Below are 23,508 nucleotides of genomic sequence, written 5' to 3'. Positions count from 1 at the left end.
GCGGGGGCTCGGGCTGGAATCGGGGGCGATTGTGCGCACTCAGTGGGTCGACAACGGTGCCGGATGGCTGGCCGTGATGGTCGAGGATCGCCAGCAGGTGCTGGACCTGCAACCGGATCATTCGCAAATGCTTGGCCTGGCCGTCGGTGTCATCGCGCCATGGCATCCCGAGCGCGAGGGTGATGACGCACAGTTCGAAGTGCGGGCGTTCATCTCCGGCGACGGCATGCCGGAAGACCCCGCCACCGGAAGCCTGAACGCCGGAATTGCTCAATGGTTGCTCAGCGAAGGACTGGCGCCGGCGTCCTATGTGGTCAGCCAGGGCCTGACCATGGGCCGCGCCGGACGCATTCAGGTCGAGCAGGTGGGCGACGAGATCTGGATCGGCGGTTCTGTGGTGACCTGCATCAGCGGAACCTTGACGCTCTAGCAGAACTTGCCACAAAACCCTGTAGCAGCTGCTACAGGGGCTTGTATCGCGGTGACTATTGCCGAACCGGTAAGGGCTTATTCCGCGATCGAGGTTTGTGCCCCGCGCCTTGCAAGGCATAAGCTTCGCCCCCTACGACTTTCGTCTCGTCCTTCGTTTTTCAGGAAATCCACATGTCCAGTCAGTTCCCCGAAGCACGTCCACGCCGTCTGCGCCGCAATGCGAGCCTGCGCAGCCTGTTCCAGGAAACCGAGTTCAGCTTGAACGATCTGGTGCTGCCGATTTTTGTCGAGGAAGAGATCGACGACTTCGTACCGATCAAAAGCATGCCCGGCGTGATGCGTATTCCGGAGTCGAAACTGGCGGGTGAAATCGAGCGTTATGCCCGCGCCGGGATCAAGTCGGTGATGACGTTCGGCGTGTCGCACCATTTGGACGGCAACGGCAGCGACACCTGGAGCGACAACGGTCTAGTGTCGCGCATGTCGCGCATCGCCAAGGATGCGGTGCCGGACATGATCGTGATGTCCGACACCTGCTTCTGTGAGTACACCGACCATGGTCATTGCGGCGTGCTGCACAACCATGAGGTCGACAACGACCAGACCCTGATCAATCTCGGCAAACAAGCGGTGGCCGCGGCCCGTGCCGGCGCCGACGTGATCGCCCCGTCGGCCGCCATGGACGGGCAGGTTCAGGCCATTCGCCGGGCGCTCGATGAAGCGGGTTTCAACCAGACCGCGATCATGGCCTATTCGACCAAGTTTGCCTCGGCGCTCTACGGTCCATTCCGTGAAGCCGGCGGCAGCGCACTCAAGGGCGACCGCAAAAGCTATCAGATGAACCCGATGAACCGCCGCGAAGCCGTGCGCGAATCACTGATGGACGAGCAGGAAGGCGCTGACGCGCTGATGGTCAAACCGGCCGGCGCGTACCTGGACATCATCCGCGACATCCGTGAAGCCTCGCGTTTGCCGCTGTCGGCGTATCAGGTGAGCGGCGAGTACGCGATGATCAAATTCGCCGCCCAGGCCGGGGCGATCGATGAGGATCGCGTGGTGCGTGAGAGCCTTGGCGCAATCAAGCGGGCGGGCGCTGATCTGATCTTCACTTACTTCGCGATGGACCTGGCGCTGGCCGGGATCTAAACCCCACCACAAAACCACTGTGGGAGCGGGCTTGCTCGCGAAGGCGGTGTGTCAGTTAATTCAAGTGTTGACTGACACACCGCCTTCGCGAGCAAGCCCGCTCCCACATGTCTACGGTGTTGAATCAGCGGGCGCCGAAAAACGGCCGGATCCCGTGATCCCGGAAGTACCGCTCGATCACCTTGGGATCGGCAGAATTGTCGGCAATCGCCACATACGTATCCGGCCGCAACAGGTAAAACCCGTTACGCCCCAGGCCAGCCGCTTCAAACGCCGGCCGCCAGTCAAACACATGCAACGGCAAATGATGTTCGTGGCACCAGGCGATCATTTCATCGCTGGTGTCGCCATACACATGCACCTGCCAGGTCAGACACTTCAGCGATTCGAAATTGTCCCCCTCACCGTCGTGAGCCCAGGGCAGACGGTCGCCGCCGTGAACATGACCGGCAACACCCGTGCTCAACGGCATCCCGCGATAATTCAGGGTGATCTGCGACACCGTGCGAAACAGGAACTCGCGGGACGCCTCAAACGATGCCATTTTCGGAATCACGAACGGCGCCAGACGCGTGCGCAGCACATCGGCGATGCGCCCTTCGGCCGTGACGAAAGTGAACACTCTGTCCGTGGTGGCGACCAGTTTGCGGGCAAACGCGATGCGCTCGGTTTCGTACGTGTCGAGGAGTTTGGCCTCAGCGCCGCCGCTCAACACCGCCGCGAGTTTCCAGGCAAGGTTGATGGCGTCGCCAATGCCGGTGTTCATGCCCTGGCCACCGGCAGGGCTGTGGACGTGCGCGGCGTCGCCCAATAGAAACGCGCGCCCGGTACTAAAATGATCCGCCACCCGATGATGCACCCGGTAGGTCGAGAACCAGTTCAGTTGCTCGATCTTTACTTTCATATGCTCGATGGCCCGACTGCTGACGTCTTCAAATTGCAGGGTTTCGGCTTGCTCGGCGCGCTCGTCGCGTACGGTCCCGATCAGACGGGCGCGGCCTTCACCGCCCAAGGGAAACACCGCGAGAAAATCCGCTTCATCAAGATCCACATGCAGTTCGCCGTTGAACGTCGGCCCGCTGGCTTGCACGTCGGCGACGTAGAAAATCTGCTGGTACGTGCCACCGGGAAATCCGGTGTCCAGGGTCTTGCGCACGATCGACCGGGCACCGTCGCAACCCGCAAGATAGCAGGCCTGGCAGGTTTCCTCCTGACCATCGGCCAAGCGCAAATAGGCGGTGATGCCGTCACCGGTTTCCACGAAACTCTCAAGTTCTGTGTTGCGCTCCACCTTGATGCCAAAGGCTTCAAGGCGGTCTATCAGCAGCCGTTCGTGTTCGTCCTGAGGAAAGATTTCGAGGAACGCATAAGGCGTCAGACCTTCGCCAATGCGGCTCAGCGGCATGTGCGCCACGGGTTCGCCCTTGACCCAGAAATTGGCGGCGGCCACTCGATGACCGTTCTGGACCACCGCATTGCTGAGGTCGAGCTGGCGATACAGCTCCAGCGTCCGCGCCTGGACGGCCAGCGCCCGCGAGGTAGTTCCGGGTGCCGACGTCTTGTCGATGATGCGCACTTGCACGCCAAGCTTGCTCAGCCACAGCGCCAACACCAGTCCGGTCGGGCCGGCGCCGATGATCAGAACGTCGCTACGGTTCATGAGACTGTCCTCCTCGGTGTGTGGCTCAAGTATGGTTCAGCCGCGACGGACGGGCAGGTTGTCTGCCAAACGGAAAAAGGCCCCCGCCGACCAGTTAAGCCAAAACGCGGAACAGGGCGCGGCGGCGAGAGTCATAGCCTGCGCCATGCCATTGATCGTATGGTTACCCCGGCTCAACGGATTTGATGGAGCAACATGCAAGCCAATCGATTGATGATGAGCGTCGCCGCGCTGCTGGTGCTGGCGGGTTGCGGCACTCAGCGCACGCAAGAGCTCCCTGCGCGCAAGCCTGCCGAGGTCAAGGCCGAGATCGTGCGCCTGCTGCCGGCCCAAACCGCCGATCGCCAGGGCTGGGCTACCGATATTTACGCAGCATTGGCTGCCCAGAACATTTATCCCTCCACCCAAAACCTGTGCTCGGTACTGGCGGTCACCGAGCAGGAATCGACCTTTCAGGCGGACCCACCGGTACCGGGCCTGGGCAAAATCGCCCGCGAGGAGATCGACCGCCGCGCCGACAAAGCCCACATTCCCGGCCTGCTGGTGAGCGGTGCGCTGCAGGTGAGTTCATCCAACGGCAAAAGCTACAGCGACCGACTCAATGCGGCGCGCAGCGAGAAAGAGCTCAGCGCGATCTTCGATGATTTCATCGGCATGGTGCCCATGGGCCGGACGCTGTTCGGTGGGTTCAACCCGGTGCATACCGGTGGGCCGATGCAGGTCAGCATCGATTTCGCCGAGCAACAGGCGAAGGCGTATCCGTACCCGGTGGCCGGCTCGATCCGTCATGAAGTGTTCAGTCGTCGCGGCGGGATGTACTTCGGTATCGCCCACTTGCTCGGTTATCCGGTGAGCTACAAACAACCGCTGTATCGCTTTGCCGATTTCAATGCCGGTTGGTACGCCAGTCGCAATGCCGCGTTTCAGAACGCGGTGAGTCGCGCGTCGGGCATACCGCTGGCGCTGGATGGTGACCTGGTCCGCTACGATTCGATCATGCCTGGCACCACGGAATTGGCGGTGCGAACGCTCGGCAAGCAACTGGGCATGCGCAATCCGACCATTCGGGACCAATTGGAGGAAGGCAAAAACTTCGAATTCGAGGACACCCAGCTCTATGCACGGGTTTTTGCCCTGGCCGAACAGGCGGAAGGTCGGCCATTACCGCGTGCGGTGTTGCCGGGGATTGAGCTACAAAGCCCGAAAATCACCCGCAAACTCACCACGGCGTGGTTTGCCAAACGGGTCGATGAGCGTTATCAGCGTTGCATGGCGCGGGCCGGCAAGTGACCGAACGCAAAAAACAGGCGTAAAAAACCCGGCTGATAAGGCCGGGTTTTCATTGAGTACTGCGGTAAAACCATTCATTTATACGGCGCGGCTTTCGATCAGACGGTCCGAGCCACCTTCAGCGACGCGGTTTTCGATCAGACGATCGGAGCCACCTTCAGCGACGCGGTTTTCGATCAGACGGTCGGAACCACCTTCAGCGACGCGGTTTTCGATCAGACGATCGGAGCCACCTTCAGCGACGCGGTTTTCGATCAGACGGTCGGAACCACCTTCCGCCACACGACTTTCAATCAGTCGATCCGAGCCGCCTTCAGCGACAACCGGGTGAACAGAGGTAGCGGCGAAAGCGTTAACTGCAAAAACCGAGAAAGCGATGCTGAGGAAGATTTGGCGTTTCATGATGGTGTGCTCCGGGGTGTAGTTGTTGGGTCTGGAGCTGATGTTACGCCGCGGATTTTTTATGAGAACTTCATTGCCATGATGGTGAACATCGACGGCAATGATAGGAAGGACAATGCCCCCCCACGCGAGCATGATGGTTGCGTTCAACGACTCAGGTGCGACGGCGAACAAACTTGCGCCACAACCCGACCCACAGCATGAACAGCGCGAAGGCTGATGTCTTTGCGGGTCGCCAATTCATCCAGGCGTTCACCGGCTAGACTGGCCGTTGACGAGTGTTCGCTCGTCGGCTGACGCTATTTTCGTTTCGCCAGGAGCGCGCGATATGTACCAGCTATACGGACACCAGAACTCCGGCGCTGCCGCGATAGAAGCGGCACTGGAACTTTGCGAAATTCCTTACCGCTTCATCGATGTTGAAGCCTCTCCCGAGGCGACCCACGCGCTGGAGAAACTCAATCCGCTCAAGCAGGTCCCGACCCTGCAATTGCCCGATGGCAGCGTTCTCACCGAGAGCGCGGCGATTCTGATTCACCTGGGGCTCACGTTCCCCCAATCAAACCTGTTGCCGAAAAACGCCGCCGCGCGGGATCAGGCCATTCGCGGCCTGGTGTACATCGTCAGCAATTGCTATTCGGCGATTGGCATCATCGACTACCCCGAGCGCTGGTTGGCCGAGGCGGATGAATCGTCCAGGCAAAACCTCATGGCCGGCGCCCGCGCGCGACTGCACAGGAGTTGGGAGGTGTTTGCCGATCAGTTTTCGGGCGATTTGTATCTGGGTGACGAGACGCCGGGGGCGCTGGATGTGCTGGCGGCGGTGGTTTCCAGATGGGCGGGTAGCCGCGAGTATTTACGCAGTGCAAGGCCCGGGTTTTTCGCCTGGCTTACGCGCATTGACCGGCACCCGACATTGGCACCGGTCTTCGCGCGGCATTGGCCTGATTGATCTATTCGCCGCGGATGTACTGCTCCAACTGGCGAATCAATTCAGCCTGTTCGGCGATGGCTTCCTTGACCAGGTCGCCGATCGACAGCAAACCGATCAACTGGCCGTTTTCCACCACCGGCAAGTGGCGCAAGCGTTTGTCGGACATGATGCCCATGCAGGTTTCGACGGTTTGATGGGTGTCCACGGTGATCACCGGCGACACCATGATGTCTTCGACCGGTGTACCGACGGAGGAGCGTCCCTTGAGCACGAGTTTGCGCGCATAGTCACGCTCGCTGATGATGCCGACGACCTCGCCATTCCTCAAGACCGGCAAGGCGCCGACGTTTTTGGCGGCCATGACCATCAGCGCTTCCAGCACCATTTGATGCGGTGCAATGGTGTGGACCTCATGATTCTGTTCAGCCTTTAACTTCAGCAGTTGGGCGACGGTTTTCATGGCAGTTTCTCAGGTGTTGTCGTTGTCCTTGAAGAATCGTAGACACGGGCGCTGAGGGCAAGGCAGAAAGCGGCAGATAACGCGCAAAAAACGCCATTCAGCGGTTTTTCTTTGGTAAACCTCTCGTGTCCGGTCGATAAACGCCCGTAACCGCGAGTCCGGGGTAGGTCAGCGCCCAGTTTTTTTGCGGCCCCCTAATCAACTGCCTCGCTCTGACGATCTCTTTGGCGATAGAAAACTCACCGATGCAGCCCTGGACCCGTGGGTTAACTAATGTTGGACGGCGGACGGTTATAGCTTTGTTAGTTAATAACTTGAAACAGATAGAGGAAAATGAAAACCGGTAATTCGAATAGGCTCGTGTTTTCTATCGTTCATGGATGACGAATCATAATGTTTAATGCGCTAGCGTTCGCTCAATATAAACAGCGTTCATTTGCCGATCCTGTTAATCAGAGTCGGCACGTAAACTTCATTGTCAAGGCGACCCCTGACTGGCTTGCAAACACTAGCTCAGAAAACCGCGCGGCTTTAAAACAGGCTGTTGGGCCTGCGATGCCTTGGTATGACAGGGCGTCGGCGCCACTGCGTGGTGAAATGAACAGGGTGTTTGAAGACAGTTGGGTTTCCCACAATGAACTGGATAAAACCCTGAAAAGACTTCAAGGAGTCGAAACGTTCGCGGAAGCACTATTAACCACCGCATTGAAAGAAAGGTACAACATTGCTCTGGATGTCAAAGCGACCTACCTGCGGCTGTATTGTCCAAAAGGTATTGTTACAGGGTTTGATGTGCGGACACTGTCGCTGCTTGAGGCCTCGCTGCATAACTTCGAAGTTAAAGAAACCCGAACGGGGTATTTCGACAGGGCGAGCGACTTCATTAGCAAACCTTCTGACACCGGGCAATTTGAGGTCGTGCCGATCAAATCCAAACTGTCTGTCGAGGCCTTCGCAGCGCTGTGTCGTGAGCTGGATATTGGCGCTCGATATCAGGCTTACCTGAAGACATTTATGGGATTCGACAACCCGGTGGCGAGGGCAGTGTTAAAAATCAAAGTCCAGACCAGCCACAAGGACGCGTTGCGTGCCGCCAGTGTGATGGCTCTCATGAAGCAGGATATCGATCGCGAGTCTCACCATATGCTTCTCAAGTTGGCAGAGGGGCGTCGTGCGCTGATGTTTCGCGGTAAACAGATGCATTGCTTCGGGTTGACGATGATGGATGTTGGGCTTTCGGACATCGTCCTGTTTGCTGCGGACATTGACCGGAGTGGTACGACCGAGCCCATCATCGCTTATGTGCCCCACGATCCCCTGCACCCGGTCAAACAGTATTCGTCCATCTCCCGTTTCGCCGCCGAGCTAACCGCGCAACTTCGTGCACCTGAGTATCAAAGGTTTTTCAGCCGGTTTGTCCCGCACCAACAGCGGGGAACTTTCTTTTTCCAGCTCAATGACAAACTGTCGAAGGTTCGATGGCACAAACCGATTCCGTTTGAACAAACCCCGCCATGGCGGGCCGAGCCCGTTCAGAATCCACGTTTGGGGATGACATATGAGCGAGTCCGTGGTGACTTCTGGACCCATGATTTCCACCAGAAGCTGAATAAGATTCTCAATGACGCGAGGGCGAGGGCGGTTCCCACTGACGATGAGGATGAAAAATCCCGTTGGGCGCGATGGGACAGCTTTCAGAAAATTGCGTTAACCGTTCTTGAAGTAGTTGCTTTTGTGGCCACCCCCTTTGTGCCTTTTCTTGGCGAGCTGATGCTGGCTTATACCGCCTATCAACTGCTCGATGAAACATTCGAAGGAATTATCGAATGGTCAGAAGGGCAGCGAACCGAAGCCACCGAGCATTTGATTGGCGTGGTTGAAAGCCTCATCCAGTTGGGGACATTCGCAGCAGGCGGCAAATTGGCGGGAGAGCTGTTGCCATTCAAGCCTTCGCCATTTGTCGAACGCATGAAAGTCGTTGAGATCAGCAATGGTCAATCGCGTTTATGGCAACCGGACCTTGAGGTTTACAAGCTGCCGGTGCCCCTGGGGGAGAATGCCCGACCTGACGGCAAGGGGATTTATCGGTATGAGGGACGTGAGGTACTCCCGCTTGATAACAAGCACTTTGCAATCAGGCAGGAACCTGGACTGGATCAATACCGTATTCAGCATCCCACCCGAGCCGATGCTTATTCACCCAGGCTTGCCCATAACGGCGTTGGCGCCTGGACCCATGAGGCCGAACGCCCCGAGACGTGGCAGGGTGTCACGCTCATGCGACGTCTGGGGCACAGCGTCGAGTCATTTACCGATCAGACCCTGGAGCAGATTCGTATTGTCAGCGGCGTCGAAGACGACGTGTTGCGCAAGCTGCATGTCGAGCACGAGCAGCCGCCAGCGTTGCTGGTCGAAACCATCAAACGCTTCAAGGCTGACCAAGAGGTTCAGACATTCATCGAGCAGATGAGCAGCGATGATCCCCTGGTGTTTGGCAAGGCTGACCTGAAGACCCAGCTGGAACTGCTGACGCTTTATGGAAAATGGCCGGAGTTACGCGCGGTCGAGTTGCTGGACAGTGACGGTAAGGTCCTTTGGCACTATTTACCGGAGTCGGCCACTGATCCGTTGTTGCAAATCAGAGAGACGCAAGCCGGTCACAACAACTTGGCGAGAACGCTGTTGGGTGGACTGGACGAGCCGCAAATCAAAACCTTGCTTGATGAAGAAGCGGGTCTCGGTCCTATTGCCCTTGATGTGCGAGCAGCCAGGCTGCGCACGGTGATAGCCGGGCTGGCCAAGGCCAGAACAGTCACACTGGTCGATGCCCGATACAGATTCTTCGAGCGCGCTGGCGATACGAGTGCCAGTCCGTCTGTTCAGTTGATGCGTAACGACTTTGCGCATTTGCCGCGATCGGTCGTGGATGAACTATTGATCAACGCAACCCCTACCGAACGGCTGCGAATGCACGAAAGTCGGCAACTGCCGCTGCGTCTGCGACAGGCCGCCCGTGCTGCGACGCTTGAGCTACGGCTCTTGCGCAGCTACGAGGGGCTCTATCTGGAGTCGAGTGAAAGTGTCGATACTGCACGGTTGGCATTGCACAGCCTGGAACAGTGGAGGGGCTGGTCGCCGGATCTTCGTATCGAGATCCGGAGTGTTACGTTTGACGGACCGTTGCTCGATAGTGTCGGACCTGTCGAATCATCCGTTCGCAAAGTCCTGGTGTTGAGCGATGTGGGCGGTTTCCAGCCATATGACGCCGAAGGCAATTCCCTGCATGGCACCGACGAGTTTTACACGTCAATTTTGCAGGCGTTGCCTGATTCCAGTCGCAAGGCGCTGGGCTACGAAGTCGGCCAGGGTGCCCGATTGAAGGCGAGCCTTCAGAAGGCTCCTTTAGCACAGGACGAATTCCGCAAGGTGCTTTTGCAGCACCCTGTTCGCAAGCCGGTCTATGACCCCGGCGTCATGCGTTTGCGGGGAGGCATGCAAGGTTATGAACCGATAGCGGCCGGGCAGGACGAGGCGCCCAGCCCCGGGGAGCGTTTCAAAACGCTCTATCCGGGCACGACGGCGGACACCTTTACTGCATTCATGCAGTCGTTTGATTCCCAAGCCCAGGCACTGGCCTCGATCCGGCAGCGTGAGTTGGAGTTCGAAGCGCTGAGCAAGGCACTGGATAGCTGGGTGGCGATTGAAAGAGGTGAATTTCTGCCGATGGATCAGCGCTACCACAAAGGACGCTTTGCCAAGGCTCTCAAGCAATGTTGGCAGGCTGCTGAAGAGTCGTTGGCGCAAGGCTACACCCTGGATCTGGACTTTCACTGGACGAGCGATTTTCTCGAGTATTTGCCAGTGTTGACCGCAGATTTTCGTCACGTCAGCGCGATACAGTTTCGGCATGCCGCATTGAATACCGATATCACCGATTTTCTGGGTTACTTTCCCAGTCTCAGAGCGCTGGATTTGAGTGAAAACGCTTTGGTCTCCCCACCTCGTTTGCGCGAGAACCTGCCGGCGCTCGAGCGTCTGAACCTTTCTAATAACCAGCTGACGCTGACGGTGAATAGTGCAGCTGACCTGGGTGGCCTGACTCGACTGCAAACGCTTGGATTAGGCGACAACCCGACGCTGGCGCTACTTCCGGATGTTAGCCGGATGCCTGACCTTGACCGCCTGGATTTGCACAATACCGGTAGCGCCGATTGGCCCCCCGGTCTATTTGCGTTATCGCGGCCGCGCGCCTTTGAGCTGGATTTGCAAGGTAACCCTATCGAACACATCCCTGACGTCGCACTGGGGTCTGATGAGGCCCGACTGATCGCCCGAACCCGCTTGAGTCGCGATCAACTCACTGACCAAAACCGTCAGCTGTTTCAGGATTATATGCGTTCGGTAGGTTATGACCCGACCCGCAGCTACCCGCCCAAAGGGGAGGAAACCAGTGAGTACTGGCTTGAAGGTGTTGCGGCAGAACAGCGAGTGAGCAGGCAAACGACCTGGGATGAACTTGAGCGGGAACCGAACGCACAAGGTTTTTTCGAAGTGCTGGAACAGCTCAGCGAATCAGCCGACTACGTCGACGATTCCTACCGGCCGGGGCTGACGCAAAGAGTGTGGCGAATGCTCGACGCCGTCGCCGAGAACACGCCGCTGCGTGAAGAACTGTTTCGCATGGCCGTCAACCCGGACTCTTGCGCAGATGCCGGCGCGCAGATTTTTAATGAAATGGGCAGCAAGGTGCTGGTCCACGAAGCTTATCGGGCAGGCAGTCCTGCGCAGATCGAAGCCAGCCTGATCACGTTGGCCAAGGGCAAGTCTCGACTGGATCAAGTCAATGAAATCGCCCGCGCAACTGTCCAGAGCCGGTTGCTGGCGGGGGAAACTTTTCAGACGATCGATGAGGACGGCGAAATCACCGGGACCATCGATGAAGTGGAAGTCTATCTGGCGTTTCAGACCGGTCTGGCCGACCGACTTGAATTGCCTTGGCAATCACGGGACATGTTGTTCCGGGAGATGGCCGAGGTCGGTGAGGAGCAGATAGACCAGGCGTATCAATCGGTCCTGGCGCTAGAGGCCGGAGACGGTTTGGTGAACCGGATTATCGAGCAGGGGTTTTGGCGCAAGTACCTGAAAAGTCGTTATCCGCAAGAGTTTGCGCAGAATTCGGCGGTGTACAACGCAAAGTCCGAGGCGTTGCTCGCTGAGCAATTGGCGGGCTCGGTTTCGCAGAGGGACTATGAGCGCGACATCATTGAATTGGCGGATGCGCGCAAGGGCTTGCTCCGCAGATTGACTCGGGAGCGGTTGTGAGCAATTTATTGATCTGAGTGCCTTTGCGGCAAAAGTGACCAGCCATGGGGCTTCTGACAGGCTGATCACTATTGCAGGTATTGATTGCATCCGGCTTCCCTAACGGTAATCCAGAACGGCACTGTTCCATTCGGAATGAGTCATCGTCTTACTCCCCGTCAATACGTTGAACACAGGAGTATTGTCATACGACTTAAGCAAGATGTTGGCACAATTGAAGCACGCAGGAAAAGCAACCGCCGCTTTTGCACCTGTCAATATTTGCGTTACCACATCAATCTGCCTTGGATCAGCATCTCCAGTAGATTGTTGAATGTTGAGTGCGAGGCTTCCTGCCATCACTTCTGCGTGAGCGCCTGGGAGCCCTGCTGATTTAGGCAAGTAACGCCCGCTTGCTTCAATATGGCCCTGTATACGCGTCTTTATCAGCGGATTAAGTACCGGTTGCTCATACTGTATGCCCTTCAAACCTCCTGCTTGTTCTACACCCCCCTTATAGAGCTTTACTGGAAGCGTGTTGTCGTTAAGGCGATTGATATAGCTCGACTGAATGTGATCGGTATATAGATTAAGATCGCCGAACTTGAAAATACCATCGGCCGCAGGATGCTCTTCTCTATTCAGGTGGCTAATGGGGCCGCTATGCAACATGACTCCATCACGCTCAAGTGTCAGTTCGGACGGTATGGGGATATTGTAAAAGTCGGTCATGGAAATAGTGTCGTCAGGCGGTGGGCCTATAATTTCCACGCCGGCATGGGCCACTGCTACCTTGCCTCTGTACGCACTCGTAAATCTGGCGTCCGGGTGTTTTGTGTAGTGCTCAGTTGTCCTTTCCGCTATTTTTTTTGCGGTACCTTTGAATTGCGGCAATGGGTGTGTTAAAGGGCCGGCAATGAGAGCGGTGGTTCTGTTACTTACCCTGGTGTTAAGTGAATCATTGGATCTGACAAGTCCGAGTATATCGACAAAGCTAAGAGGGTTATTTCCCACAAACGCGTACAAATTCAGCCCATCCACATCCCCCGCCGGATCGGCACTCACCCAGCGTTGCAACCACGGTGCGTAATAACGCAGCCCATAGTAGTAGAGCCCACTGACATCCATTTCCTTGCCCGAATAACGGATGGTTTTATAGCTGACCTCCAATGCCGAGTCCGCCGTGAGCCAAGCCGTGCCACCAAACGGGTAATACCCTTCGTGGCTGATCAGTCGGGCCTGTTGGTCGAGTTCGATGAGGCTGGAGTTCAGGTGGTCGTCAAGGCTGTAGCGCAGCTGATCGGCCTCGATCTCGTCGGGTTGGCCACTGAACCAATGCAGACACCGTACGCTGCCACGCCCACCCGATACGGTGATGACATGCAGCTCTTCGCCATTATCGCGGGTGCGAATCTCCAGCCCCGGCAGGTAGATCACCTGATGAAAATGGGTGGTCCCTGAAGCATGGGTTTCGTGGCGTTTGTAGACCCGTGCGCCATGGCTATAGCGATAGGTTTCTTCATCGTTGGGGGCATCGTCGCGTTTGACCAGCGTCACGGACGCCAACTGATCACGGCTGTTCCAGTGCAAGTCCTGTCCCGGGTGCAAAGCCTGGAGATTGCCATGCAAATCAAACAATGCAGAAAAATCGGGTGCCGGGTCTCCTTTCTTCCAGCGCACGCCGCGGTTGCTCGACGGGTCGATGAACATCTGGTGGGTGTAGCCACCCACCGCACGGCCATGGATCAACTTGATCAGATTGCCACCCGCGTCGTACTCGTACTCCTGTTTGTAGTTGAGGTGATTGCGGGGATCACTCGGCAATGGCCGGCCCGGCAGATCCGACGGCGGGGTGGCGTCATGACCGGTCGCGTTGGTCAGCCGGTAGAGCGAGTCATAGGTGAACGCGCGGTGGCCATCGATGCGCTGGTTGGCGAAGAACACCGTCTGGAACGTGTGATCGTCAATGCGTAGCACGTTGCCGATCGGATCATAGACATACTCAAGGTGCTGCCGCGGGGCTTGGCCGGGCACGCCGGCCTTCAAATTCTTCAGCCGACCGTCCGCCGGGTCGTAGGTCCAAGTGCTGACCACGCCGTTGCCTGCGAGTTGTTCGCTGATCTGGCCGGCGGCGTTGTACTGAGCATCTTTGAGGATGTCCAGGACCGGACCGTCGGCATCGATTTGCAGCGTCACTTGCTTGAGCTGCCCGGCAATGTCGTAGCGAGAACGTTGCTGATGGCCACGCGCGTCTGTCTGGCTGAGAGGCTGACCGCTTGCACCGTAGGACCATGCCGTGGTGTAGACCTCACCCCCCGGGAACGTGCGGGTTTCTTCAAAAGGCAGGCCATGCAGGCTGAAGCGGCTGAACTCGATCAAGCCCGCAGGATCGGCCTTCTTGCGCAACTGACCCCGTAGGTTGTATCCCGGGTCTGCATCGCCCCGCGCATAGGTAAAGACCTCTACCTGCTGGGTATTTTCATCGACTGTCAGCGCGCGCAGTAGATCATCGTAAGTGGTTCGCCACCGATTGCCGCGCTCATCCCAGCGCTGAAGGATTTCACCGCCCAGCCCGGCCAGGCTCAGGCGCCACCCGCTATCGACGCTGTCGACTTTGATGGGCTGGCCGGACAGCCCATGAACAGTCGCCAGATTAGGTTTTGGGGCGTGGTCGAACAAACGTGGATCCCACTGAGCAATGAGCCTGCCCGCGACGTCATATTGCTGTCGGGTGATGAGCGTTTCCACCGATGTGCCAGCGACCTTGCGCAGATAAGCAACCTGACGGATCGACAGGCCACGACCGTCATAAACTTCAAGCAAGGGAGTGTTTCGATGCACGGCGAGACTCATCGATCAATCTCCTGCGATGCTGTGCACCGGAATTTGCGAAAGGGTTTGTAATGGATTGATTCTATCAATGCAGCCCCAATGCGTGACCTGTCATTTCTGACAGGTCGTTTAGGCCGAATATGTTTATAACGCCGAAAATTTATTTCGATTTGATCTCAATCCAGCGTTCATCCACGTAATCGCGCAATGACGCGTAGAATTGCGCCTTGAATCAAATCTTGAGGTTGCAGTGGTGGATTTACAGCGGGGCTTCGTCCTGACCCGGCATTGGCGCGATACCCCGGCCGGTACGGAAGTCGAGTTCTGGCTGGCGACCGACACCGGTCCCCAGCGGATCCGCCTGCCTCATCAACCGTCGGTGGCGTTCATCCCCGCCGCCCAGCGCGAGCAGGCTGAAGCGTTGCTGCGCGGCGAAAAGAACGTCGAGCTGCGGCCGTTGGCGTTGCTGGATTTCGAGCACCGCCCGGTACTCGGTCTGTATTGCCAGCAGCACGGTCAACTGATGCGTCTGGAAACCGCGCTGCGCAAGGCCGGCGTCGACATGTTCGAAGCCGATGTGCGCCCGCCGGATCGCTACATGATGGAGCGTTTCATCACCGCGCCGGTCCGGTTCAGTGGCACGCCGAACGCCGAGGGCCTGCTGCTCGATGCGCAGATGAAACCCGACCCCGACTATCGCCCGAGCCTCAGGCTGGTCTCCCTGGACATCGAAACCACCGCTCAAGGCGAGCTGTACTCCATCGCCCTGGAAGGCTGCGGCGAGCGCCAGGTCTACATGCTTGGCCCGCCCAATGGCGACGCCAGTGAAGTGGATTTCCAGCTCGAATACTGCGATTCCCGAACCCTGCTGCTGAAAAAACTCAACGAATGGTTCGCCCGCCATGACCCCGACGCGATCATCGGCTGGAACGTCGTGCAATTCGACCTGCGCGTGCTCCACGAACACGCCCGGCGGCTGGCGGTGCCGCTGAAACTGGGGCGTGGTGGCGAAGAAATGCAGTGGCGTGAACACGGCAGCCGCACCCATTACTTCGCCTCGGCCGCCGGCCGGCTGATCATCGACGGCATCGAATCCTTGCGCTCGGCGACCTGGAGTTTCCCCTCGTTCAGCCTGGAAAACGTCGCGCAAACCCTGCTCGGCGAGGGCAAGTCGATCGACAATCCGTACCAGCGCATGGACGAAATCAACCGCATGTTCGCCGAGGACAAACCGGCCCTGGCCAAGTACAACCTCAAGGACTGCGAGCTGGTGACGCGGATTTTCGCCAAGACCGAGCTGCTGACCTTTTTGCTGGAACGGGCCAGCGTCACCGGGTTGCCGGCGGATCGCAGCGGCGGCTCAGTGGCGGCGTTCACACACCTGTACATGCCGCTGATGCACCGCCAGGGGTTCGTCGCGCCGAACCTTGGGAACAAGCCTGCGCAAGCCAGCCCCGGCGGGTTTGTCATGGACTCGCAACCGGGCCTGTACGAGTCGGTGCTGGTGCTCGACTACAAAAGCCTCTATCCATCGATCATCCGAACCTTTCTCATCGACCCGGTGGGCTTGATCGAGGGCCTTAAACATCCGGATGACAGCGAGTCGGTGCCAGGCTTTCGCGGTGCGCGTTTTTCCAGAACCCGGCATTGCCTGCCTGCCATCGTCGCCCGGGTCGCCGAAGGGCGCGAAACCGCCAAGCGCGAACACAACGCGCCGTTGTCCCAGGCCCTGAAGATCATCATGAACGCCTTTTACGGCGTGCTCGGTTCCAGCGGTTGCCGCTTCTTCGATACACGCCTGGCGTCGTCCATCACCCTGCGCGGTCACGAGATCATGCTGCGTACGCGACAGCTGATCGAAGCCCAGGGCCACACGGTGATTTACGGCGACACCGACTCGACTTTCGTCTGGCTGCGCCGCGCCCATGGTCAACAAGAAGCCGCACAGATCGGCCGCGCACTGGTGGATCACGTCAACCAGTGGTGGCGCGAGCATGTGCAGCAGCAATACGGTCTGGAAAGTGCGTTGGAGTTGCAGTTCGAAACCCACTACAAGCGCTTTCTGATGCCGACCATTCGTGGCGCCGAGGAGGGCAGCAAGAAGCGTTATGCCGGGCTTGTGACTCGAGCCGATGGCACCGACGAAATGGTCTACAAAGGCCTGGAAACCGTGCGCACCGACTGGTCGCCGCTGGCCCGGCAATTCCAGCAGGAGTTGTACCTGCGCATCTTCAATCGCAAGCCCTATCAGGAGTATGTGCGCGACTACGTGCGCAAGACATTGGCGGGGGAGTTCGACGATCGCCTGATCTACCGCAAGCGCCTGCGCCGCACCCTCGATGACTATCAGCGCAACGTGCCGCCCCATGTGCGGGCCGCAAGGATTGCCGATGAGTACAACGACCAGCAGGGCCGTCCGCGGCAATACCAGAACGGTGGCTGGATCAGTTACGTGATCACCGTCGCCGGGCCCGAGCCGCTGGAAATCCGCAGCGCTCCCATCGATTACGACCACTACGTCACCCGGCAACTGCAACCAGTGGCGGACGCCATTCTGCCCTTCGTGGACGACGACTTTTCAACGTTGATTGGTGGGCAGTTGGGCCTGTTTTGAGTCCAGCAGCAACAACGTCCAGTCATCCAGGATGCCGTGGAAATACTGGTCAAGTGCTCGATGAAAGTCACTGTTAGCGCCGGCAACCTGGGCGAACAGCGTCATGGAAGAGTGAAACTTGAGATCGTCGGGATGGCCGAATATGCCGGCAACCGAGCTTTTTTCGATGTTCAGTACAATTTGCGTGCAGGTGCGCAACCGTGAACCCAGCAGCGGATGATTGAGGTACGCCTCAGCTTCCTCTTTGGAACGAATGGCAAAGTGGCGGGACATCTCGCTGCCGCCCAACCCTGAGAATTGCGGAAAGATGAACCACATCCAGTGACTGCGCTTGTGGCCGGCATTCAGCTCGGCCTGGACCCGTTTGAACACCGGGTCCTGTGCCTGGATAAAGCGTTGCAGATTAAAGTAATCGTCCTGATCAGTGCTTCTCATGCCGAAGCCCTCTGACAGACTGCGATGGCTCAGACCATGGCCAACCGCTGTTTGCGTTGTGGCGCGCGAAACGCCTGGTCCAGCGCCTCCAGATCCCCAGCCTCCAGTTGCAATTGCGCCGCTTGCGCGTTGAGTTGTATGTGCTCGGGTCGGACCGCTTTGGGGATGGCGATCACGCCTTCGTTACGCAGCATCCATGCCAGCGCTACCTGGGCCGGCGTCACACGGTGACGGGCGGCTATTTGCTTGAGCGTTGTATGGTTCAGCATAGGCCCGCCCTGACCGATCGGACAGTAGGCCATGACCGGCATTCGATGCTGGCGGCTCCAGGGCAGCAGGTCGAACTCGATGCCGCGTTCTTCCAGGTTGTAGAGCACCTGATTGGTGGCACAGGCCGGTGAGGCCAGTTCCTCCAGGTCGTCGACGTCAAAATTGGAGACGCCCCAGCGACCGATCTTGCCTTCGACCCGCAGGCGTTCGAAGGCTTCGACCGTTTCTTCGAGGGGAAACTGGCCGCGCCAGTGCAGCAGGTAAAGATCGATGTAATCGGTATCCAGCCGCCGCAGACTGCGTTCGCACGCTTGGGGAATGCCTTTACGGCTGGCGTTGTGCGGGTACACCTTGCTGACCAGAAACACTTCATCACGCCTGCCGGCGATGGCTTCACCGACCACTTCCTCAGCACCGCCCTCGCCGTACATTTCAGCGGTGTCGATGAGAGTCATGCCTAGTTCGATACCCAGGCGCAAAGCCGCCACTTCCTGGGTGTGCCGGGAACGGTCTTCGCCCATGCGCCAGGTGCCTTGACCGATGACCGGTACGTTGACGCCGGCCAGTTCGAGGGTCCGCATTCAAATCTCCTTATTTTGAATCGATGAGTACTCATCGGTTGGCAACAGAATCCCCCGGTGGTTCCATCGACCTGTAGCAGCTGTGGCAGCTGCTACATGATCGTGTTGGGCCTTACTGGGTAGAAAACTTCAGGACGGTGCTCTGGGCATAGGTCTTGCCCGGGTCCAGGCGCGTGGACGGAAAGGTCGGCTGATTCGGCGAGTCCGGATAGTGCTGGGTCTCCAGCGTGAACGCGCCCCAGTGCGGATAGACCTTGCCAGCCTTGCCCTTGACCGAACCGTCGAGGAAGTTGCTGGTGTAGAACTGCACACCGGGCTCGGTGGTGTAGAGCTGCAAGCGACGACCGGATTGCGGATCGCTGACCTCGGCGGCGAGTTGACCCACATCACCCATGGCGTTCAGCACCCAGTTGAAATCGAAGCCACCCTGTTTCGGTTCGGCAAATTTCAACTGTGGGTGATCGGCTTTGATGTGCTTGCCAATGGCGGTCGGTTGGGTGAAGTCCATCGGTGTGCCGGCCACCGGGGCCAGTTCGCCGGTCGGGATCAGCTTGCCGGTAACCGGCGTGTAATGGCTGGCATGCAGGGTGGCGAGCTGTTTCAGCACATCACCGTTGCCCGCGCCGGCGAGGTTGAAATAGCTGTGATTGGTCAGGTTCAACACCGTGGCTTTATCGGTGGAAGCCTGGTAGTCGATGCGCAACTCGTTTTGCTCATTGAGGCTGTAGGTGACCTCGGTTTTCAGGTTGCCGGGGAAGCCCATTTCACCGTCCGCCGACAGGTAAGTCAGGGTCACGCCGACCGCATCCTTGCCGTTGCTCGGCTGGGCTTTCCAGACGTGTTTGTCAAAACCCTGAGGGCCGCCGTGCAGCGAATTGGAACTGTCGTTGAGCGGTACCTGATAGCGCTTGCCGTCCAGTTCGAAAGCACCGTTGGCCAGGCGATTGCCGAAGCGCCCGATGGTCGCACCGAAATACGCCGTGCCGCTCTGATAGCCCTGCACGTTATCGAAACCGAGCACCACATCGTCGAACTTGCCGTTTTTGTCCGGCACTTTCAGCGACTGCAAAATGCCGCCGTAGGTAATGACCGTGGCGGTCAGGCCATGGCTGTTGCGCAAGATGTATTGCTCGACGGGCGTGCCGTCATTGGTTTTGCCGAAGGCCTTGTGTTCGCTGGACAGGCCGGCGGCCTGGGCGCAGAGGGGGGCGATCATCAGGGACAGTCCAAGGGCGCAGAGCGGGTGTCGGGATTGAAGCATGGTTGACCTTCCTTTTTGTTGTTTTTGGCGAACTAGTCATACTAATAATCGGATTTAAATGCGATCAAGGAAGGATTTATAGCTTATGTACGAGCTGTTGCAATTATAAAGTATGACTAATGTGGTGGTCCTCTTGACGGTTGGCAGCGTTTACGGACCGTCGGCACTGCACTTTTCAGGGATTCACGGCTCTACCCTTGGCCAGCCTGCGGCGAATCCCCACCGCCGGCCCATGCCCAAGTTCAATAACCCATGGCTCGAGTTTTACCCCGCACCACCGCGCCAATCCGCCGCCGTTGCCTGCTGTTGGCCTGCTTGTCGATGCTCGCCGCCTCCGGGTGCAGCCAGCAGCAGAGCAACGACATCGTCAGTCAATTCCGCGAAGGCAAACCCCAGGAATTTCTCCAGACCAGCGTCGACCGCATAGCGACCCTGGCGATGCGCGACAACCTCGACAGCCTCCACCTGCTGATGAGCAAGCTCTACTTGCGCAACCCGGACGAGCTGAAAAAATCCGGCTTCCTCGACGCACGCACCGCTGGCAAGCAAGTGCGCATGGCCATCGAACAGCAACAGCCGCTGCCGACTCTGGGGGGCAAAAAAGACCTGGCCGCGCTGAGTTATGCCATGAGCCCGGAGTTTCTCGGCGACCGGGTCGGTGCGTTCATCTATGCCATCGGCAGCATGCTCGTCACCGCCCACGGCAATCGGCTCGAGTTCTACATGACGGATGTGATCAATCCGACGTTCGTCAGCAACGCTGCCCGCAACATCGAGAAAGCCACCTGGATACTCAGCCAGCGGCAAAACAAGAACGGCGAGCCATTGCTGTTCTCCAATGAAATCTCGGAGGAGGGCAGCAACCTGAGTTTTGCCGTGGAGTTCGGCAAGATCGTCGCGCGGCTGGACCTGCTGACGCAGATGCTGGACGAGCGCTACCGTCGGATCGGTTTGAATTACGCGCAGAGTTTGCTGTTCCTCAATTTCCTGCCAGTACAGTGAACCCCTTGTGGGAGTGTGTGTGGACTTTAGGTATAACGATAGTTCGCATCGATATAACTGGTTATAAGAAAAATCGCTATGCTGCGATCCAGATTTTTCATGCGTTTTTTGTGGGCGTGTTAATGGAATTCGGTAATTTCGGTTTAGTCGTAGCAGGTCTGGTAGTCGGCTTTATTGTCGGGATGACCGGCGTTGGTGGCGGCTCCTTGATGACCCCCATTCTGTTGTGGTTCGGCGTCAATCCGGCCACCGCAGTGGGGACGGATTTGCTGTACGCGGCGATTACCAAGTCCAGTGGCGTGCTGGTTCATCGAAAGAACAAGAACATCGACTGGGCGATTACCGGTTGGCTGACCCTCGGCAGTGTGCCGGCGGTGGCGCTGACATTGTGGTTCCTGAGCACCTTGCAAACGTCGCCCGAGGCGATGAACGCGGTCATCAAACAGGCCTTGGGCTTTGTCCTGTTTGCTACGGCGCTGGCAATTTTCTTCAAGAAACGCCTGCTCGATTTCGCCCACAAACGTGCGGGCGGTCATTACAACCCCAGCGGCAAGCGCTTGAATGCGCTGACCGTGATCACTGGCCTGGTCCTGGGCGCCATGGTTGCCCTGACGTCCATCGGCGCTGGCGCCCTGGGCACCGTCGCGTTGTTCATTCTCTATCCGCTGTTGCCGACTCGCCGCCTGGTGGGCACGGAAATAGCGCACGCCGTACCGCTGACCCTGGTGGCCGGCCTCGGCCATGCGAGCATGGGCAACATGGATTGGCACGTGCTGGGTTATTTGCTGATCGGTTCGCTGCCGGGGATTTACCTGGGCAGTCACCTGACTGGCCGCATCTCCGATGAAGTGCTGCGGCCTTGCCTTGCCACGATGCTGGTGCTGATCGGTTACAAACTGGCCTTTTAATCGGGTAGAGCTTCCAGAAACAAACCCGCTTGGCAGGCGCGCTCAGGGCCGAGTCAGAATCTCCAGCAGATGCCCGTCCGGGTCATCGAAGTAAATTCGCCGGCCACCGCCGTAATCGTTGATCTCGTTCGGTCGTTGTTTGCCGGGGTCGGCCCACCAGGGTTGCTGCCGGGCTTGCAGGCGGGCGAAGGCCGCATCGAAATCGTCGTCACCCATCAAAAACGCGTAGTGCTGGGAGGCAATCGGCGGGTCATTGTCGTAGAAGTCCAGCGACACGCCATTGTCGAACTTGACGATCAGCATCGGGCCGAAGGGTTCGGGGCTGGGCAGGCCGAGGATGTCTGCCAGATAGTTGGCTGATGCCTGCTTGTCGCGACACCAGACGATGGTGTGGTTCAACTGAGCGCTCATGCACAGGTCCTCACGGCGGATCAGGGCTTGGTTGTTGAGCCATGAGATTAGCTCAGCCTGTTGCGCAATGACCGCCCTGACCTAAGCTTGGGGCAAGGCGAGACATAATTGCGTGCGTCACCCGGAACGAACGCAGCGATGCGCAATCATTAGAGCGTGGATATCAAAAGGAGATGCGCATGCTCATCAGGTCATTGACCCTGACTACCCTGCTGGTTTTTGCCGGCCCCTTGCTCGCTGCCGATGACGGCTCACCACTGGATATGGACAAGGGCAGGGCCCGGCCGTTGATTGTCATCGCTCCGAGCACGGTCGATCCCACGTGGGTGAGCCTGAAAAAGTCGCTGGATGAACCGACCAATCGCAAGGGGTTCACCGAGCGAAACATGGTCCTGTACACCGTGCTCAATTTGATGGGCCAGCGCGAAGGCAAAGACCTGGGGCCACAAGACACGGCGGCATTGATCCGTTCGCTCAAGTTGGGTGCCGGCGCGAAGAGCAAAGTCATCCTGGTGGGCAAGGACGGGGAAAAGAAACTTGAACAATCGGGAGCGATTGAGCTGAAGGAGATTTTCGCCGCCGTCGACCAATTGCCGGCGACAGAGCAAGAAGCCACGGCACCGACACCGCCGCCGGTCACTGAAGTCGCACCGGCCAACGGTGCCAACGGTGCCAAAGGCGCAAAACCGGGCAAACCGGGCAAACCGGCGAAGCCTGCCAAGCCGCCTGAAATGCCGGATGATTAAACGCAGACTTTTGTAGCCGCTGGCGCAGCCTGCGCCAGCGGTTAAAAAAAATGGGGTGTTTCGGGGGGAGATGTATCGGCTTCTATTGGTCTCGGAAGTTTCCTGCAAGTTCTGTCGGTCTTTATGAACTGGTTTCTGTCAGAGAGCACCGCTAGCCTTCGTCAGCCACCGCAAAAATGCGGTCGGACGTGGGAATCCGCGACACTGAGGGATCCAGGGACGAAAACACCAATGGCACAAAAAGGAGCCTCGTCTGTGAAAAAGTTCAGCAAGCATCAACCGCAAACCCTGACCGACGCCGAACATCTCGATCCTGCGAAGCCATGTGGAACCGCGAAAGGCGCAGTCACCCGAAGCCCCAGGCCTACCGCCACGACCCAGCAGATTTTCACTGTTGCTCCTGGTGTCGACACACTGACCCTGCTAAATCAGGCCTGCGAAAACCTTGCCTCCCTGAATGTCCTGATTGCGAGTTTTGCCGGGACACTGGAAGGCTCTAGCCGCACAGTGCTGCTGTCGATTCAGCAATTGGCGGCGGTCACCGGGTTGTTGGTGAATCAGGCACGGGAAAATCTTGATCGGAGAAGCGATGCACCTGATGCTCAGGCGCCGACTCTGCATTGAGCTGGTGCAGTAACGACGATGGGCGACCTCCAAGGGGTCGCCCATTTTGTTTGCCCGCTAGTGATCTGTAGCAGCTGTCGAGCCTGCGAGGTGTGGTGAGGGAATTGTGGTGAGGAGATTGTGGCGAGGGGATTTAGCGAAACGTCGCACCGCCCCGTTCGGCGGCGAAGCCGTCGTAATCAATTGGACGCGGTGTGGC

The 23,508-nt window shown here is 58.1% G+C and carries 18 protein-coding genes; 10 read left to right on the top strand and 8 right to left on the bottom strand.

What is annotated here, in order from left to right; genetic code table 11:
• Together KGB03_RS28105 and hemB are read left to right on the top strand one after the other, a co-directional pair.
• On the top strand, nucleotides 1-430 hold a 430-nt coding region (locus KGB03_RS28105; protein WP_223530476.1), incomplete at its 5' end, for a PhzF family phenazine biosynthesis protein.
• Nucleotides 431-603: 173 nt separating this feature from the next.
• Nucleotides 604-1,578 (top strand): porphobilinogen synthase, encoded by a 975-nt coding sequence (gene hemB / locus KGB03_RS28100; RefSeq protein WP_046047616.1) that lies wholly within the window; start codon nucleotides 604-606, stop codon nucleotides 1,576-1,578.
• A 124-nt stretch (nucleotides 1,579-1,702) separates the two neighbouring features.
• Here hemB and KGB03_RS28095 read toward each other — a convergent pair whose 3' ends face one another.
• Nucleotides 1,703-3,238 (bottom strand): FAD-dependent oxidoreductase, encoded by a 1,536-nt coding sequence (locus KGB03_RS28095; protein ID WP_223530469.1) that lies wholly within the window; start codon nucleotides 3,236-3,238, stop codon nucleotides 1,703-1,705.
• Nucleotides 3,239-3,433: 195 nt separating this feature from the next.
• Between KGB03_RS28095 and KGB03_RS28090 the strand changes: the two genes are divergently transcribed.
• The gene (locus tag KGB03_RS28090) at nucleotides 3,434-4,528 is read left to right on the top strand and encodes a DUF1615 domain-containing protein (protein WP_218535617.1); all 1,095 of its coding nucleotides are present in this window, start codon (nucleotides 3,434-3,436) and stop codon (nucleotides 4,526-4,528) included.
• Between the two features lie 78 nt (nucleotides 4,529-4,606).
• On the opposite strand, the gene KGB03_RS28085 is transcribed toward KGB03_RS28090, so the two are convergent.
• Nucleotides 4,607-4,930, bottom strand: a complete 324-nt coding sequence (locus KGB03_RS28085) for a hypothetical protein (RefSeq protein ID WP_223530461.1) — start codon at nucleotides 4,928-4,930, stop codon at nucleotides 4,607-4,609.
• A 328-nt stretch (nucleotides 4,931-5,258) separates the two neighbouring features.
• On the opposite strand from KGB03_RS28085, the gene KGB03_RS28080 reads away from it, so the two are divergent.
• The gene (locus KGB03_RS28080; RefSeq protein WP_223530459.1) at nucleotides 5,259-5,882 is read left to right on the top strand and encodes a glutathione S-transferase family protein; all 624 of its coding nucleotides are present in this window, start codon (nucleotides 5,259-5,261) and stop codon (nucleotides 5,880-5,882) included.
• A gap of 1 nt (nucleotide 5,883) precedes the next feature.
• Here the strand turns inward: KGB03_RS28080 and KGB03_RS28075 are convergent, their stop codons facing one another.
• A complete protein-coding gene (locus tag KGB03_RS28075; RefSeq protein ID WP_008148332.1) occupies nucleotides 5,884-6,324 on the bottom strand; it encodes a CBS domain-containing protein in 441 nt (146 codons plus the stop codon).
• A gap of 393 nt (nucleotides 6,325-6,717) precedes the next feature.
• Between KGB03_RS28075 and KGB03_RS28070 the strand changes: the two genes are divergently transcribed.
• Entirely contained in the window at nucleotides 6,718-11,646 is a 4,929-nt protein-coding gene (locus tag KGB03_RS28070) for an NEL-type E3 ubiquitin ligase domain-containing protein (protein ID WP_223530457.1), read from the top strand.
• 99 nt (nucleotides 11,647-11,745) lie between these two features.
• On the opposite strand, the gene KGB03_RS28065 is transcribed toward KGB03_RS28070, so the two are convergent.
• Nucleotides 11,746-14,478: an RHS repeat-associated core domain-containing protein gene (locus KGB03_RS28065; protein WP_223530455.1), complete on the bottom strand. Its 2,733-nt coding sequence runs from the start codon at nucleotides 14,476-14,478 to the stop codon at nucleotides 11,746-11,748.
• Nucleotides 14,479-14,710: 232 nt separating this feature from the next.
• Here KGB03_RS28065 and KGB03_RS28060 point away from each other — a divergent pair, with 232 nt between their 5' ends.
• A complete protein-coding gene (locus KGB03_RS28060; protein WP_223530478.1) occupies nucleotides 14,711-17,071 on the top strand; it encodes a DNA polymerase II in 2,361 nt (786 codons plus the stop codon).
• Here KGB03_RS28060 and KGB03_RS28055 read toward each other — a convergent pair.
• From KGB03_RS28055 to KGB03_RS28045, 3 genes are all read right to left on the bottom strand, one after another.
• Nucleotides 17,036-17,506: a DUF1810 domain-containing protein gene (locus KGB03_RS28055; protein WP_223530453.1), complete on the bottom strand. Its 471-nt coding sequence runs from the start codon at nucleotides 17,504-17,506 to the stop codon at nucleotides 17,036-17,038. The two genes, KGB03_RS28060 and KGB03_RS28055, sit on opposite strands and share 36 nt — an antisense overlap.
• 29 nt (nucleotides 17,507-17,535) lie before the next feature.
• Nucleotides 17,536-18,357, bottom strand: coding sequence for an aldo/keto reductase (locus KGB03_RS28050; protein WP_223530451.1), 822 nt, complete (start codon nucleotides 18,355-18,357; stop codon nucleotides 17,536-17,538).
• Nucleotides 18,358-18,469: 112 nt separating this feature from the next.
• The gene (locus KGB03_RS28045) at nucleotides 18,470-19,618 is read right to left on the bottom strand and encodes an aldose epimerase family protein (protein WP_218535629.1); all 1,149 of its coding nucleotides are present in this window, start codon (nucleotides 19,616-19,618) and stop codon (nucleotides 18,470-18,472) included.
• A 252-nt stretch (nucleotides 19,619-19,870) separates the two neighbouring features.
• Here KGB03_RS28045 and KGB03_RS28040 point away from each other — a divergent pair, with 252 nt between their 5' ends.
• Together KGB03_RS28040 and KGB03_RS28035 are read left to right on the top strand one after the other, a co-directional pair.
• Entirely contained in the window at nucleotides 19,871-20,620 is a 750-nt protein-coding gene (locus tag KGB03_RS28040; protein ID WP_223530449.1) for a hypothetical protein, read from the top strand.
• Between the two features lie 122 nt (nucleotides 20,621-20,742).
• Nucleotides 20,743-21,528, top strand: a complete 786-nt coding sequence (locus KGB03_RS28035) for a sulfite exporter TauE/SafE family protein (RefSeq protein ID WP_111452416.1) — start codon at nucleotides 20,743-20,745, stop codon at nucleotides 21,526-21,528.
• Nucleotides 21,529-21,570: 42 nt separating this feature from the next.
• On the opposite strand, the gene KGB03_RS28030 is transcribed toward KGB03_RS28035, so the two are convergent.
• A complete protein-coding gene (locus KGB03_RS28030; RefSeq protein WP_218535635.1) occupies nucleotides 21,571-21,939 on the bottom strand; it encodes a VOC family protein in 369 nt (122 codons plus the stop codon).
• A gap of 179 nt (nucleotides 21,940-22,118) precedes the next feature.
• Here KGB03_RS28030 and KGB03_RS28025 point away from each other — a divergent pair, with 179 nt between their 5' ends.
• Together KGB03_RS28025 and KGB03_RS28020 are read left to right on the top strand one after the other, a co-directional pair.
• Nucleotides 22,119-22,685 carry a DUF4174 domain-containing protein gene (locus KGB03_RS28025; RefSeq protein ID WP_218535637.1) on the top strand — a complete coding sequence of 189 codons (567 nt, stop codon included), beginning with the start codon at nucleotides 22,119-22,121 and terminating at the stop codon, nucleotides 22,683-22,685.
• Between the two features lie 255 nt (nucleotides 22,686-22,940).
• Nucleotides 22,941-23,309: a DUF6124 family protein gene (locus KGB03_RS28020; RefSeq protein ID WP_223530447.1), complete on the top strand. Its 369-nt coding sequence runs from the start codon at nucleotides 22,941-22,943 to the stop codon at nucleotides 23,307-23,309.
• Nucleotides 23,310-23,508: the final 199 nt, after the last annotated feature.

It is taken from the genome of Pseudomonas sp. BF-B-26, from assembly GCF_019956495.1.
Classification (GTDB): domain Bacteria; phylum Pseudomonadota; class Gammaproteobacteria; order Pseudomonadales; family Pseudomonadaceae; genus Aquipseudomonas.
This window is presented reverse-complemented; position numbering and strand designations above follow the sequence as displayed.